The sequence below is a fragment of the Streptomyces triticisoli genome (genome assembly GCF_003270085.1).
Taxonomy (GTDB): Bacteria; Actinomycetota; Actinomycetes; order Streptomycetales; family Streptomycetaceae; genus Streptomyces; species Streptomyces triticisoli.
Genome location: NZ_QFDQ01000072.1, coordinates 45,822 through 60,365, shown reverse-complemented (window position 1 = coordinate 60,365; position 14,544 = coordinate 45,822). Strand labels below are relative to the sequence as shown.

Below are 14,544 nucleotides of genomic sequence, written 5' to 3'. Positions count from 1 at the left end.
CGGCGCGGGCGACAACGGTGCGACGGGAGGCCGCAGAGCGACGCCCGGACGGCATCAGGCGCGTGAGACCGCCGCCCCCGCCCGTACGGTCCCCGGCCCGCGCCGTCGCCGCGGCGCGCCGCCCGAGGAGCCGCTGCCCGGGCGGCGGGGACGCCGGCCGGAGAAGAAGTCGAAGGCCAAGAAGGTCCTGCTGTGGACCGGCGGCACCATGGCGTTCGTCCTGGTCGGCGTCGGCACGGCCGGTTATCTGGTCCTCAAGCACCTCGAGGGCAACGTCACCACCACCGACGTGGGCGGCGCGGCCAAGGCCAGCTTCAGCAAGGACGAGGCCTTCAACATACTGATCATCGGCACCGACAAGCGTACCGGCAAGGGCAACGAGGGCTACGGCGACAAGGGCAGCCCGGGCCACGCCGACACCAACGTCCTGCTGCACGTCTCCAAGGACCGCACGAACGCGACCGCGCTGAGCATCCCGCGCGACCTGATCGTGAACATCCCGGACTGCCCGACCAAGCAGCCCGACGGCACCACGAAGGTCATCCCGGGAACGGACAACGCCCGCTTCAACAAGAGCCTCGGCCAGGACGGTCGCGACGCGGGCTGCACGATGCTCACGGTCAAAGAGGCCACCGGCATCACGCCCGACCACTTCATGATGGCCGACTTCAACGCGGTCAAGACGCTGACGACGGCGGTGGGCGGCGTCGACGTGTGCCTCAAGCAGGCGGTGAAGGACGACAAGTCGCACCTGGACCTGCCCGCCGGCGAGTCCACGATCAAGGGCGAGCAGGCCCTGGCCTTCGTCCGCACCCGGCACGCCTGGGGCAACCAGGGCGACTTGGACCGGATCAAGGTGCAGCAGCAGTTCCTCAGCTCGCTGATGCGCAAGATGTCCTCCGGCGACACGCTCACCGACCCGACCAAGCTGTACGGCCTGGCCAACGCCGCCACCAAGGCGCTGACCGTCGACACCGGCATCGGCAAGGTCGGCACGCTCACGGACGTGGCGCTGGAGCTGAAGAAGGTGCCGACGAAGAACATCACCTTCCTGACGGTCCCGGTCGTCGACAACCCGGCCGAAAAGGTCAAGGCGACGGTTGTCGTGCATCCGACCGATGCTCGCCCGGTCTTCGACGCCATCGCGAGCGACGTCTCCTTCACCCAGGTGAAGAAAAAGAAGAAGGCCGCCAAGAACGCCGAGGCCGCCCGCCTCAAGGGCACCCAGTCCGAGGCCTCCGAGGTGCGGGTCCGCATCTTCAACGGCGGGGCCGCCTCCGGTTCCGCTCAGGAGACCCTTGCCTGGCTGCAGACCTCCCAGGGCGTGTCCAAGTCCGAGAACGCGGGCAACGCGCCCGAGAAACTCAGCAAGACCACCCTCGAGTACGACGCCGACCAGGCGCCGCAGGCGCGTAAACTCGCCGCGATCATGGGACTGCCCGGTTCGGCACTGAAGCTGGGCGAGAGCGTGACCAACGCCCAGGGTCTGCCGACGATGACGCTGACCCTGGGCGAGGACTTCAAGGGCGCGGGTGTGCCGCTCGTCGCTCCGACGAAGGCACCGAAGGTCGACGGACAGTCCACGGCGGACAAGGTTCAGTGCGCCAGCTGAAAGCAAGTTGAAAGCAAGTCGAGCGCACCACGCCACCTTATGGGCCTGTCATGCGTCTAACCCGACGCATGACAGGCCCGTTCAATGGCACACCAGGGTGGGGAGGATGGGGAGTTGACGCAGAGCAGTCTGCGCGGGGAGGAGCCTGCGGTCGAGGACACGCTGCCACTCGCCGCGCAAGATGGCAGCGCTTCGGGTGGCCACGGCCGGCACGGCGGAGGGAAAGGCAGCGGCAAAGAGCGCGACGTCGCCGGCAGGCGTCCCAGAAGGCGCGTACTGCGCTGGTCGGCCACGGTGCTCTCGCTGGTCATACTCACCACGGCCGGCGCCGGATACCTCTACTACCAGCACCTGAACGACAACATACGCAAGGGCCGGCGCAGCAGCGGCGACTCCAAGGCGGAGAAGGCGAAGCCGAACTCGGCCGGCCAGACGCCCATGAACATCCTGCTGATCGGTTCCGACAGCCGTGGCTCCGACGCGAACCTCGCCCTGGGCGGCAGCAGGGACCACCGCGACAATCCGCCGCTGGGCGACGTGCAGATGCTCATCCACCTCTCCGCGGACCGCGAGAGCGCCGCCGTGGTGAGCATCCCCCGTGACACCCGGGTCGACATCCCCAAGTGCACCGACCCCGACACCGGCGAGGTCTACCCGCCGGCCAACACCATCATCAACGAGTCGCTGGCCCGCGGCGGCCCCGGCTGCACGCTCGCCACCTGGGAGAACCTCACCGGTGTCTACATCGACCACTGGATGACGATCGACTTCGCGGGCGTGGTGCACATGGCGGACGCCATCGGCGGCGTCGAGGTCTGCGTGAAGCAGAACGTGTGGGACCGCCCGCTGCCGACCCAGCGCGGCGGCTCCGGTCTGAAGCTGACGGCCGGCAAGCACAAGGTCAAGGGCGAGCAGGCCCTGCAGTGGCTGCGCACCCGGCACGCCTGGGGCAGCGACCCGCTGCGGGCCAGGGCCCAGCACATGTACATGAACTCGATGATCCGCACGCTGCGGAGCCAGAACGTCTTCACCGACACCGGCCGGCTGATGGGCCTGGCGGAGGCGGCCACGAAGTCGCTGGAGGTCTCCGAGGAGATCGGCACCGTCAAGAAGCTGTACGACCTGGGCATGCAGCTCAAGACGGTCCCCACCGACCGCATCACCATGACGACGATGCCCAACGTCACCGACTGGCGGAACAGCAACCACCTGCTCCCGGACGAAGCCGGCGCCACGAAGATGTGGAAGATGCTCCGCGAGGACGTGCCCTTCGACGGCAACGGCCCCAAGTCGGAGGCGAAGAAGCCGAGCGTGGAGGAGGCCACCACGGCTCCCTCGGTCGCGGCCGACCGGCTGGGTGTGGTGGTGCAGAACGCCACCCGGAGCTCCACCCGGGCCCCGGTCAACGGCCGGGCCGACGCGATCAGCCAGGAGCTGCGGCAGAAGGGCTTCACCAGGACGGCGGCCGACACCGCGGCGGCGCTGTCCGAGGAGGAGACCCTCGTGCGCTACCCGAGCGCCGACATGGAGGGTGACGCGCAGAGCGTCGCCAAGGCCCTGGGAATTCCGATGAGTTCGGTGAAGAGGTCGACCGACGTCTCCGGCGTCACCGTCGTCGTCGGCGCCGACTGGCGTACAGGCGCCACCTATCCGAAGGAGTCCACGCCGAAGGCCGGCGACCTGCCCAGCAACTCCGACGCCATCAACGGCTCGGACGAGAGCCAGTGCATGGACGTGTACGCGCCCTACCGCTGGTAGACGCGCGTAGGGCCCCTGTCCCGAGGAGAGGGGCCCACCGGGTCGAACCGCTCAGTCGGCGGTGACGACCGCGGACCTGCGCGAGGCGATGACCTTCCTCGCCAGCGACTTCGGGCTGGTCAGAAAGCCCCAGCCCCACGACATGTGCATGGTGGCGAGGGCGACCGGGATGCGCAGACGGGCCTTCAGCGGCAGTCCCCTGCCCGCGGGCACCGATCCGGCGACGATCGCCGCCAGATAGCCGCCGGGAACCACGAAACCCCAGGGGGTCAGGGCCGCGCCCACCACGATCCCGGCCGCGATGGCGCACACCGCGGTCGGCGGGGCGAGGTAGCGCAGGTTGATGGAACCCTCGTGGTAGCGGGCGACGACGTGCCGCCAACGGCCGTAGTCCTTGTACTGCTTGGCCAGCGCCTTCACACTCGGGCGGGGCCGGTAGGAGACGCGCAGCTCCGGCGAGAACCAGATCAGGCCGCCCGCCTCGCGGATGCGGAAGTTCAGCTCCCAGTCCTGGGCGCGGATGAACTCCTCGTTGTAGCCGCCCTGTTGTTCCAGCGCCTCGCGCCGGAACACCCCCAGGTACACGGTCTGAGCGGGACCGGCCCGACCGCCGGTGTGGAAGGCCGCGTTGCCCACCCCGATCTTCGAGGTCATCGCGGCGGCCACCGCGTGCTCCCAGTCGTTCTCGCCCTCGGCGTGCATGATGCCGCCGACGTTCTGCGCGCCGGTCTCCTCCAGGAGCCGTACGGCCGTGGCTATGTAGTTCGGCGAGAGCATCCCGTGGCCGTCGACGCGGACCACGATCGGATGGCGGGAGGCCTTGATCGCCGCGTTGAGCGCGGCGGGGGTGCGGCCGGTGGGGTTGGGCACCGTGTGCACGCGCGGGTCTTCGCGTACGAGTTCGGCGGCGATCTCGTCCGTACGGTCCGTGGACGGACCGAGGGCGATCACGACCTCCATCTCGCCGTCGTACTCCTGCGCGAGGATCGCTTCCACGGCTCCACGCAGGTGCCGCTCCTCGTCGAGGACGGGCATGATCACAGAAACGGCGGGGAGCCGCACGTCGGGCATGGCGTTCATCGGTGCTCACGTTACCGCGAACGGGGGACACCGGTGCGCGCCGCGGGTGCCGCTGCGCCGATCAGCCGATCGTATGCCCCTACGGTGCACACGGCGCCCACCCACGCCATCAGCGGAGGTGTCCCCCCATGTCCAGCACGCAGTACCGGCCGCGCCCGCGGTCGCAGCGCGCCCCGCGACAGGCCGCCGGTCCGGCGAGACCGGCCCGCGTGCCGTACGCGCCCGTACCGCGCCGCAGACCACGCTGGGCCATGCGGGCGGCGACCACACTGTCGGTGGTGGTGCTCGCCTCCGCCGGGATCGGGCACGCGGTGGTCTCCAGCTTGGGCGCGGACATCGCCCGGGTCGACCCCTTCAAGGACATGAAGAACCGCCCGCCGGCCGGTCACGGCATGAACGTGCTGCTGGTCGGCACCGACGGCCGGGACAGGATCAGCGAGCGGGAGCGGCTCCAGTACCGGCTGGGCGGCCACCCCTGCAACTGCACCGACACGATGATGATCGTGCACCTGTCGCAGGACCGGGAACGGGCCAGCGTGGTGAGCCTGCCCCGCGACTCCTACGCCGAACTGCCCGAGCACGTCGACCGGAACACCGGGCGACGGCACGGGCCGCACCCGGTCAAACTCAACGCGGCGTACTCGGAGGGCGGGCCCAACCTGACCGTGCGCACGGTCGAGAGCATGACCAACCTGAAGATCGACCACTACCTGGAGGTGGACTTCACCACCTTCATGCGGACCGTGGACGTGGTCGGCGGGGTGCAGATCTGCACCGCCGAACCGATGAAGGACAGCTACACCGGCCTGGACCTGGCCGCCGGTACACACACGCTCTCCGGCGGCCAGGCCCTGCAGTACGTCCGCTCCCGGCACGTCGACGGGGCGAGCGACCTCGGCCGGATGAAGCGCCAGCAGCGCTTCCTGGCAGCCCTGATCGAACAGGCGACCTCCTCCCGGGTGCTGCTGAACCCCCTCAAGTTCCGGGACGTGGCCGTGGCCGTACTGGGCTCGGTACGGGCGGACAAGGGCTTCCGCACCGACGAACTGCTGGACCTCGGGCGGGCGATGCGGAACTTCTCCCCCTCCTCCTCGGAGTTCACCACCGTCCCGATCGCGCAGACGGCCTACCCGGTCAAGGGCATCGGCTCCACCGTGAAGTGGGACCGGGCCAGGGCCGACCAGCTCTTCCGGGCGCTGCGCGAGGACCGGCCGCTGGCCTCGCACAAGCCCCGGCAGCCGAACCTTCCCGTGCCCGTCGAGGTCGCCCCGCAGCAGGTCCGCGTCCAGGTGGAGAACGGCACCGACACGAACGGGCTCGGCCGGCGGGTGGACACGGAGCTGGCGGCGGCCGGTTTCCTCACGACCAAGGCGCCCCTGGACGCCAAGGAACGGGGGGTCACGCGGACCGTGGTGCTCTACGACCCCCGCTGGGACCGCTCGGCGAAGTCACTCGCCGCCGCCCTGCCGGGCAGCGAGCTGCGTCCGGTGCCGGGGCAGGGCGCCACACTCCGGGTGATCATCGGCAGCGACCACCACCAGGTGCGCGGGGTCCGTGTGGAGAACCCGGCCCAGGCGGCCACCGCGGTAGTGAAGGGCGACGAGGTGACGTGCGGCTGACGGCGGGGGCGGCGAGGCGGTGCGCGGCCGACGGCCGGCACGGTGAGAGACCGTGTGCGGTCGGCCGCCGGCACGGTGAGAGACCGTGTGCGGTCGGCCGCCGGCACGGTGAGAGACCGTGTGCGGTCGGCCGCCGGCGCGGCAGGATCGTGTGCGGTCGGCCGCCGGCGCGGCAGGATCGTGTGCAGCGGGGTCATGAGCGATGGGGCCGTGCGCGGTTGACGGCCGGTACGGCGAGACCGTGAGCGGCCGGCGGCAAAGCCGCGACGGTACCGGTGGCGCCCGCCCCGGCCCTCAGTCCTCGTAACCCTCCGCCGCCCGCTTCTCCCGCAGTTCCTTGATGGCGCGGCGGCGGGCCAGGCGGTGGGTGCGGCGGATCTGGGCCTCCTGGTAGCGGCGCCGGTCCCGGTCGGTCCCCGGCAGGACCGGCGGCACCGGGCGCGGCTTGCCGTCGGCGTCCACCGCGGCGAAGACCAGGTAGGCCGAGGCGACCCGGGTGGTCGGGGTGGACTCGTTCCAGCGCTCGGCCAGGACCCGCACGCCGACCTCCATGGAGGTCCGGCCGGTCCAGTTGACCTGGGCCTTCACATGGACGAGGTCGCCGACCCGGACCGGTTCGAGGAACACCATCTCGTCCATGGACGCGGTGACCGCGGGCCCGCCGCTGTGCCGGCCGGCCACCGCGCCCGCCGCGTCGTCGACCAGCTTCATGATCACCCCGCCGTGCACCGTCCCCAGCAGGTTGGTGTCGTTGTGGGTCATGATGTGGCTCAGGGTGGTCCGGGACGCCGAGGTCGGCTTGCCCGGGATATCCGTCGTTCCGGATTCCGCGGTGGGGGCCTGGTCTGTCATGACCTCCACCTTATGCCGAGGTGGGACACGGGGAATTTGTGTCAGCTTGGCAACAGCGGTGACCTTATTCACCGACGCCTCTGTCAGGCACACGGCCCTGCCCTGCACACTATGGCGCATGAATGATTGGCCCGAGGGGTGGTCTGACGACAACCGCGGCCCGCGGTACGGACGCGGCGGTGCCGGCGCATGGCCGGAGGGCGCGCGTGTGGCGCGTCAGGTGCGGCGCGGCGGTCCGGCACCCGCCGGGTACGGGGGGCCGGGCGGCCCCGGTCCCTCGGCGCCGCCGTACGGGGTCCCGCAGCAGCCGTCGTACGTCGACGGCCGGGGCTACGGCGCCCCCGGCGGCGACCACGGGTACGACAACGGCTACAACACCGGCCAGGTCTACGGCAGGCAGGCCGGCGGGCCGGGCGACGGATACGCCCGCGGGTCCCACCCCGCGCCGAACTGGGGCCGTCGCATCAAACTGACCGCGATAACCCTGGTCACCGTGTTCCTGGTGACCACTGTCGCGACGTACTTCTGGGCCGACTCCAAGCTCAACCGCGAGGTCGACCTGTCCAAGGTCATCGACCGGCCGGAGAAGGGCGAGGGCACCAACTACCTCATCGTCGGCTCCGACAGCCGGGAGGGCATGTCGGCCGAGCAGAAGAAGAAGCTGCACACCGGGTCCGCCGCGGGCAAGCGCACGGACTCGATGATGATCCTGCACACCGGCAGCAACGGCTCCACCCTGATCTCCCTGCCCCGGGACTCGAACGTGGAGATCCCGTCGTTCAAGGGCTCCGACTCCGGCAAGGTCTACCCGGCCACGGGCCGGCAGGTGAAGCTCAACGCCGCGTACGCCGAGGACGGGCCCGAACTGCTGGTCCGCACGGTCGAGTTCAACACCGGCCTGCACATCGACCACTACGTGGAGATCGGCTTCGCCGGCTTCGCGAACATCGTGGACGCGGTCGGCGGCGTCGAGATCGACATCCCGCAGGACATCAAGGACACCAAATCCGGCGCGGACCTCAAGAAGGGCAAGCAGACCCTGAACGGCCAGGAGTCCCTCGCCTTCGTCCGCACCCGGTACGCGCTGGCCGGCTCCGACCTGGACCGCACCAAGAACCAGCAGAAGTTCCTGGCCGCCCTCGCCCACCAGGTGGCCACCCCGAGCACGGTCCTGAACCCGTTCAAGCTCTACCCGACGATGGGCGCCGGCCTGGACTCCCTGATCGTCGACGAGGACATGAGCCTGTTCGACCTGGCCCGCATGTTCTGGGCGATGAAGGGCGTCAGCGGCGGCGACGGCACCTCGATGAACATGCCCATCTCCGGTTCCTCCGGTGGCAACCTGATCTGGGACAAGGCGAAGGTGAAGCAGTTGGTGACCCAGCTGAACAACGACGAGAAGGTCACCGTCAAGGGCGACTGACCGCCCCCAGCCACGGAGAAAGCCCCGCGGTGCCTGTTCCTCGGCGACCGGCGGGGCTTCCTGGCCGTAGCGTCGTGGCTCCGTAGCGCCGTAGCGCCGGGTTCAGGTCACATCCTGGCGCCCGCCATCGTGCGGCACATCTCCGCACAGTGGCGACACGCCTCCGCACAGCGCATCATCATCTTGTCGTCGGGCATGGACATGCACGCCTCCGCGCCCATGTCACAGGCCTTGGCGCACATGCCGCACATCTCCGCCGCCAGCGGCGAGCGGCGCATCAGCATGTCCGCGCACATGCGGGTCGTCTCGGAGCAGTCCATGAGCGCACGCATGATCTGCATCTGCGCCTGGCCGCCCATCTGCATGCAGGAGCTCATGGTCTCCTCACAGATGGTGTGGCACGACATGCACGCCTGGACGCAGTCCTGCATCTCCTTGCTCATGGGGGTCGCGGTTCCGGGCTGGGTCATGGCTCCTCCTGGGGGACGCGGGGGCCCCGAAACGGTCCCCTTCCCCTTCCGTCGTACGCCTGCTCCCGGCCCGGCGCCATCCGGACCGACAGGGACTCCGCCACACCCGTCCGGCGTACTGCTCCGGCTCTCCGGCTCCCCGGTTCCTGGCTCCCCGGTCCACGACTTCCGGCCGATACCGCCGAAGTGGGTGACGTCGACGATCTCCGCCACCACCTCGTCTGCGTCCATGACGAAGTTCAGGGTGCCGGTGAGTAGAACATTGACGTGGACGACGTGATCCGCCGGACAGGTCCTGTCCTCGAACTCCTTTGCCTGCCGCGTACTTGTTCAACTCGGCGAATGCCCGGGACGTGTCTGCAGGAGCAGTCGGGCGCCGAGGCGGTCCGTCGTCCGCGGCCTTCCACCGAGTCGGTGCACCACCACCCACTCGCCGGTGTCGTCGAAGGCCCCTGCGAACACCGACGCGTCACGGGTCGCGCCGTTGTGCCACCGCACGTGGCCCGCCCGCTGCCAGGAGGCGGCCGGCTCACCCAGCCCGCGCTCCACCAACAGCCCGACGACCAGGGCGCCGATCGCCCGGGGAGTCGCCCAGAGCCCACCCGCCGGCAGGATCGCCCCGCTCATGGTCCACGGCGCCCGCGTCCGCCCGAACCACCCACGGGCGGTGAGCAGTCGACCGGTGGGCGGATCGGCCGTCACCTCATCGGCCAGACCCAGCGGCTCCAGAACATGAGTGCGCAGCAGCACCGGATACGGCTCCCCGGCCGCCTCCTCCAGCGCGGCCCCGAGCACGGCGTACCCGAGGTTCGAGTAGACGGTCTCCCGGCCCGCGGGATGCTCGACGACCTCATCGAGCCGCCCCACGAGCCGCCTCAACCGCTCCGGACCGAACCCCGCGTACGGGTCCCTGCTGAGCCCCCACACCTCCGGAGGGAGCCTGGGCAGACCCGAAGTGTGCTCCATCAGATGCCGCAAGGTGATACCCGTCCCGGATGCGACGGGCAGCCAACGCCGCACCGGGTCGTCCACGCCCAGGAGACCCGCCCGCGCCATGCGCACCAGCGCGGTCCCGGTGAGCACCTTGGTCAGCGACCCGATCTCGACGAACCGGCCGCCGTCATGCCCGTTCTCCGCCCGGACCTCCCGCCCCGACCCCAGCACACACACCGGCACGCCCCACCGCACGAACACCCTCATCGCCCCCCGCGAGGGTGCCCAGCTCCTGGGCACCCTCCTGCTGCCGGCCTGCCGTCACGGCAGGTTGCGGGCCATCACGATCCGCTGGACCTGGTTGGTGCCCTCGTAGATCTGGGTGATCTTGGCATCGCGCATCATGCGCTCCACCGGGTAGTCGCGGGTGTAGCCGTAGCCGCCGAGGAGCTGGACGGCGTCCGTGGTGACCTCCATGGCGACGTCGGAGGCGAAGCACTTGGCGGCGGCGCCCTGGAAGGTCAGGTCGCGGTCGCCCCGCTCGGACTTCGCCGCGGCCGCGTAGGTCAGCTGGCGGGCGGCCTCGATCTTCATGGCCATGTCGGCGAGCATGAACTGGACACCCTGGAAGTCGAAGATCGGCTTGCCGAACTGCTTGCGCTCCTTGACGTAGCCCTTGGCGTAGTCCAGCGCCCCCTGGGCGATGCCCAGGGCCTGGGCGGCGATGGTGATGCGGGTGTGGTCCAGGGTGCGCATCGCGGTGGCGAAGCCGGTGCCCTCGGCGCCGATCATGCGGTCCGCCGGGATGCGGACGTTGTCCAGGTACACCTCGCGGGTCGGGGAGCCCTTGATCCCGAGCTTCTTCTCGGGGGCGCCGAAGGAGACGCCCGGGTCCGACTTCTCCACGACGAAGGCGGAGATGCCCCTGGAGCGCTTGGCGGGGTCGGTCACGGCCATCACCGTGTAGAACTCCGAGACCCCGGCGTTGGTGATCCAGCGCTTGACGCCGTTGAGGACGTAGTGGTCGCCGTCGCGGACCGCCTTGGTCTTCATGCCGGCCGCGTCGGAGCCCGCGTCCGGCTCGGACAGGCAGTACGAGAACATCGCGTTGCCCTTGGCGAGCGGGGTCAGGTACCTCTTCCTCAGCTCCTCGGAGCCGGCGAGCATCACCGGCAGCGAGCCCAGCTTGTTCACCGCGGGGATCAGGGAGGAGGAGGCGCAGACCCGCGCGACCTCCTCGATCACGATGACCGTCGCGAGGGCGTCCGCGCCCGCGCCGCCGTACTCCTCGGGTACGTGCACGGCGTGCAGGTCGTTGGCGACCAGCGCCTCCAGGGCCTCCTGCGGGAAGCGGGCCTCCTCGTCCACCGCGGCGGCGTACGGCGCGATCTTCGCCTCGGCCAGCGAGCGGACGGCGTCCCGGAGCATGTCGTGCTCCTCGGACGGGCGGTACAGGTCGAAGTCAGCCGATCCGGCCAAGGTCTCTCACTCCAAAGAAGACGCACACTGACGCTAACTACCGTTAAGTAACTCAAATTTTACTGGCCCGCCCACGCTCGGTGATACGTGAGCTTGGTGACAGCGAGGACATTGCCCGGCGAAGGCCTTGCGCATGCCCCCGATATGCTCGGGCACCGCATCACCATCGTCCCTCCTGGAGCACCCATGAGCCTCAAGATCACCGTGATCGGCACCGGCTACCTCGGCGCGACACACGCCGCGGCCATGGCCGAGCTCGGTTTCGAGGTGCTGGGCCTGGATGTCGTCCCGGAGAAGATCGAGACGCTGCGCCGGGGCGAGGTCCCGATGTACGAGCCCGGTCTGGACGAGCTGCTGCGCCGGCACGTGGCCGGAATCGAGGGCTCGACCGGCCGGCTGCGGTTCACGACGGACTTCGCGGAGGTGGCCGCGTTCGGCGACATCCACTTCGTCTGCGTGAACACCCCGCAGAAGCACGGCGAGTACGCCTGCGACATGAGTTACGTCGACTCCTCGATCGCCTCCCTCGCCCCGCACCTGACCGGCCCCGCCCTGGTCGTCGGCAAGTCGACGGTGCCGGTCGGGTCGGCGGACCGGCTGGCCCGTACGATCGCCGAGCTCGCACCCGCGGGCGAGGACGCGGAGCTGGCCTGGAACCCGGAGTTCCTGCGCGAGGGCTTCGCCGTGAAGGACACGCTGCACCCGGACCGGATCGTGGTCGGCGTGCGCAGCGAGCGGGCGGAGAAGCTGCTGCGCGAGGTGTACGCCACGCCGATCGCCGAGGGCTCTCCCTTCGTGGTCACCGACTTCCCGACCGCGGAGCTGGTGAAGACCGCCGCGAACTCCTTCCTCGCCACGAAGATCTCCTTCATCAACGCCATGGCCGAGGTGTGCGAGGCCGCGGGCGGCGATGTCGCCAGGCTGGCGGAGGCGATCGGCCACGACGACCGGATCGGCAAGAAGTTCCTGCGCGCCGGGATCGGCTTCGGCGGCGGCTGCCTGCCCAAGGACATCCGGGCGTTCATGGCGCGCGCGGGTGAGCTGGGCGCCGACCAGGCGCTGACGTTCCTGCGCGAGATCGACTCGATCAACATGCGCCAGCGCGGGCAGATGGTGGAGCTGGCCCGGCAGGCGCTGGGCGGCGGGCCGTTCCTGGGCAAGCGGGTCGCGGTGCTGGGCGCCACCTTCAAGCCGGACTCGGACGACGTACGGGACTCGCCCGCGCTCAACGTCGCCGGGCAGATCCACCTGCAGGGCGGCCAGGTGACCGTGTACGACCCGAAGGGCATGGACAACGCCCGGCGGCTGTTCCCGACGCTCGCGTACGCCGGTACCGCGATGGAGGCCGTACGGGGCGCGGACGTGGTGCTGCACCTGACCGAGTGGCGGGAGTTCCGCGAGCTGGACCCGGCGGAGCTGGGCGAGGCCGTGGCGGCCCGGGTGATCCTGGACGGACGCAACGCGCTGGACCCGGAGCGGTGGCGTCGGGCCGGGTGGACGTACCGGGCGATGGGCCGCCCGACCGCGTAGCAGGACGTGACGGAGGACGCCGGTTCGGCCGAGGCTCAGTCGGCCGAACCGGCGTCCTCACGCATTCTGCCCCACCGGGCCGGGGCGTGCGGGAGGCACCCCTGGGGATCACCGTTCCTGGGCAGTGAGCGGGAGTGAGTCCGCGCACTGGCACGCCCCGAACGGTTGTGGGCGCACTGGTCGTCCGCTTTCGCATCCCGGGCGGCGACACGGATCGTGTCCGTGGTCCGGGCCGGACGGGCGGCCCGCAGCCGGAGGCTGCTGATGTACACGCCTCACGACCCGGCCTGTGGGAGCGGCCAGAGGCGACGGGGAGGCCCTGAACCATCCCGCTGGTGGAGCAGGGGCCCCGCACTCCCCCAGAGGGGGCACCCCCAGGCACCGCACCCGGCGTCCCAGATCGCACGGCAACGCTGCCCCGACCGGCCCAGCACACCGCAAGGCTGCCAGCCGACCATCACACGATCGAGCTAAACCAGCCTTATACACGCTCCCCGACGAGCAGTTGCCAACCCCTCTTTGGCCCGGTGGCGCCGCACCTTCGCGCGCGCCGCACACCTGCAAGGAGCACCAACGGCACCGGCCGTCCGGTTTCCGGTGCCGGATCTCACCCGTCCAGCTCCCCGATCGTCGCGTTGGACGGGCCGCGTGTGGCCCGCAGGTCGCGGGCGACGTCCTCGGCGGCGCCCAGGACCCGTACCGCGTTCTGCCAGGTCAGCTTGGCCAGGTCGGTTTTCGACCAGCCGCGGTCCAGGAGCTCGGCGATGAGGTTCGGGTAGCCGGAGACGTCGCTGAGGCCGTCGGGGGTGAAGGCCGTCCCGTCGTAGTCGCCGCCGATGCCGAGGTGGTCGATGCCGGCGACCTCGCGCATGTGGTCGAGGTGGTCGGCGACCGTGGCCACCGTGGCGACCGGGCGCGGGTTCGCCTCCTCGAAGGCTCGGTGGACCTTCATCGCCTCGGCGGTGGTGTCGAGGTGGTGGAAGCCGTGGGCGCGCATGTTCTCGTCGGCCGTGACCGTCCAGTCGACGGCGGCCTGGAGGACGAACTTCGGGACGAACGTCACCATCGCCACCCCGCCGTTCGCGGGCAGCCGCTCCAGCACGTCGTCCGGGATGTTGCGGGGGTGGTCGCACACGGCCCGCGCGGAGGAGTGGGAGAAGATCACCGGGGCCGTCGACGTGTCCAGCGCGTCCCGCATGGTCGTGGCGGCCACGTGGGAGAGGTCGACCAGCATGCCCAGGCGGTTCATCTCCTTCACCACCTCGCGGCCGAAGGCCGACAGGCCGCCCACGCCCGGCTCGTCCGTCGCCGAGTCCGCCCACGGCACGTTGTCGTTGTGGGTGAGGGTCAGGTAGCGCACGCCGAGCGCGTACAGCCCACGGAGCGTGCCGAGGGAGTTGGCGATGGAGTGGCCGCCCTCGGCGCCCATCAGCGAGGCGATACGGCCCTGCCCCCGCGCCGCCTCCATGTCGGCGGCGGTCAGGGCGGGGGCCAGGTCGGCCGGGTGGCGTGTGATCAACTGCCGTACGCAGTCGATCTGTTCCAGCGTCGCCGGCACCGGGTCCGGCAGGTCCGCGCGGACGTACACCGACCAGAACTGGGCGCCGACGCCGCCCTCGCGCAGGCGTGGGATGTCGGTGTGCAGATGGGCGCCCTGGTGGGTGGCGATGTCGCGGGCGTCGAGGTCGTAGCGGACCTGTTCGCGCAGCGCCCAGGGCAGGTCGTTGTGGCCGTCGACGACCGGGAACTCGCGCAGCAGCGCCCGGGCTTCCTCCAGTGCCGTCATCG

At 70.4% G+C, this 14,544-nt stretch carries 11 protein-coding genes; 5 read left to right on the top strand and 6 right to left on the bottom strand.

Annotation, left to right across the window (positions count from 1 at the left end; translation table 11 throughout):
* The coding region (locus tag DEP02_RS13155; RefSeq protein ID WP_438947758.1) for an LCP family protein at positions 1–1,612 on the top strand (1,612 nt) is incomplete at its 5' end.
* 114 nt (positions 1,613–1,726) lie between these two features.
* Complete coding sequence (locus DEP02_RS13150) at positions 1,727–3,370, top strand: LCP family protein (RefSeq protein WP_232839082.1); 1,644 nt, start codon at positions 1,727–1,729, stop codon at positions 3,368–3,370.
* A 51-nt stretch (positions 3,371–3,421) separates the two neighbouring features.
* Here the strand turns inward: DEP02_RS13150 and DEP02_RS13145 are convergent, their stop codons facing one another.
* The gene (locus DEP02_RS13145) at positions 3,422–4,450 is read right to left on the bottom strand and encodes a glycosyltransferase family 2 protein (RefSeq protein WP_112467501.1); all 1,029 of its coding nucleotides are present in this window, start codon (positions 4,448–4,450) and stop codon (positions 3,422–3,424) included.
* Between the two features lie 128 nt (positions 4,451–4,578).
* On the opposite strand from DEP02_RS13145, the gene DEP02_RS13140 reads away from it, so the two are divergent.
* Positions 4,579–6,069 carry an LCP family protein gene (locus DEP02_RS13140; RefSeq protein ID WP_112467500.1) on the top strand — a complete coding sequence of 497 codons (1,491 nt, stop codon included), beginning with the start codon at positions 4,579–4,581 and terminating at the stop codon, positions 6,067–6,069.
* Between the two features lie 294 nt (positions 6,070–6,363).
* On the opposite strand, the gene DEP02_RS13135 is transcribed toward DEP02_RS13140, so the two are convergent.
* Positions 6,364–6,921 (bottom strand): acyl-CoA thioesterase, encoded by a 558-nt coding sequence (locus DEP02_RS13135; protein ID WP_112467499.1) that lies wholly within the window; start codon positions 6,919–6,921, stop codon positions 6,364–6,366.
* A 118-nt stretch (positions 6,922–7,039) separates the two neighbouring features.
* Between DEP02_RS13135 and DEP02_RS13130 the strand changes: the two genes are divergently transcribed.
* Complete coding sequence (locus DEP02_RS13130) at positions 7,040–8,344, top strand: LCP family protein (protein ID WP_112467498.1); 1,305 nt, start codon at positions 7,040–7,042, stop codon at positions 8,342–8,344.
* 107 nt (positions 8,345–8,451) lie between these two features.
* On the opposite strand, the gene DEP02_RS13125 is transcribed toward DEP02_RS13130, so the two are convergent.
* The 3 genes from DEP02_RS13125 to DEP02_RS13115 all read right to left on the bottom strand — a co-directional run bounded on the left by DEP02_RS13125 (position 8,452) and on the right by DEP02_RS13115 (position 11,226).
* Entirely contained in the window at positions 8,452–8,814 is a 363-nt protein-coding gene (locus DEP02_RS13125; RefSeq protein ID WP_112467497.1) for a four-helix bundle copper-binding protein, read from the bottom strand.
* A 330-nt stretch (positions 8,815–9,144) separates the two neighbouring features.
* On the bottom strand, positions 9,145–10,014 hold the full coding sequence (locus DEP02_RS13120; protein ID WP_112467496.1) for a serine hydrolase domain-containing protein: 870 nt from the start codon (positions 10,012–10,014) through the stop codon (positions 9,145–9,147).
* Positions 10,015–10,068: 54 nt separating this feature from the next.
* Entirely contained in the window at positions 10,069–11,226 is a 1,158-nt protein-coding gene (locus DEP02_RS13115) for an acyl-CoA dehydrogenase (RefSeq protein WP_112467495.1), read from the bottom strand.
* A 186-nt stretch (positions 11,227–11,412) separates the two neighbouring features.
* Between DEP02_RS13115 and DEP02_RS13110 the strand changes: the two genes are divergently transcribed.
* Positions 11,413–12,756, top strand: a complete 1,344-nt coding sequence (locus DEP02_RS13110) for a UDP-glucose dehydrogenase family protein (protein ID WP_112467494.1) — start codon at positions 11,413–11,415, stop codon at positions 12,754–12,756.
* 607 nt (positions 12,757–13,363) lie between these two features.
* Here DEP02_RS13110 and DEP02_RS13105 read toward each other — a convergent pair.
* Positions 13,364–14,542, bottom strand: coding sequence for a dipeptidase (locus tag DEP02_RS13105; protein ID WP_112467493.1), 1,179 nt, complete (start codon positions 14,540–14,542; stop codon positions 13,364–13,366).
* Positions 14,543–14,544 lie beyond the last annotated feature (2 nt).

Excerpts from the sequence above, each read along its gene's own strand:
- DEP02_RS13135 (WP_112467499.1), bottom strand. The coding sequence starts at position 6,921 with ATGACAGACCAGGCCCCCACCGCGGAATCCGGAACGACGGATATCCCG.
- DEP02_RS13130 (WP_112467498.1), top strand. The coding sequence starts at position 7,040 with ATGAATGATTGGCCCGAGGGGTGGTCTGACGACAACCGCGGCCCGCGG.
- DEP02_RS13125 (WP_112467497.1), bottom strand. The coding sequence starts at position 8,814 with ATGACCCAGCCCGGAACCGCGACCCCCATGAGCAAGGAGATGCAGGAC.
- DEP02_RS13110 (WP_112467494.1), top strand. The coding sequence starts at position 11,413 with ATGAGCCTCAAGATCACCGTGATCGGCACCGGCTACCTCGGCGCGACA.
- DEP02_RS13105 (WP_112467493.1), bottom strand. The coding sequence starts at position 14,542 with ATGACGGCACTGGAGGAAGCCCGGGCGCTGCTGCGCGAGTTCCCGGTC.
- DEP02_RS13120 (WP_112467496.1), bottom strand. The coding sequence starts at position 10,014 with ATGAGGGTGTTCGTGCGGTGGGGCGTGCCGGTGTGTGTGCTGGGGTCG.
- DEP02_RS13145 (WP_112467501.1), bottom strand. The coding sequence starts at position 4,450 with ATGAACGCCATGCCCGACGTGCGGCTCCCCGCCGTTTCTGTGATCATG.
- DEP02_RS13140 (WP_112467500.1), top strand. The coding sequence starts at position 4,579 with ATGTCCAGCACGCAGTACCGGCCGCGCCCGCGGTCGCAGCGCGCCCCG.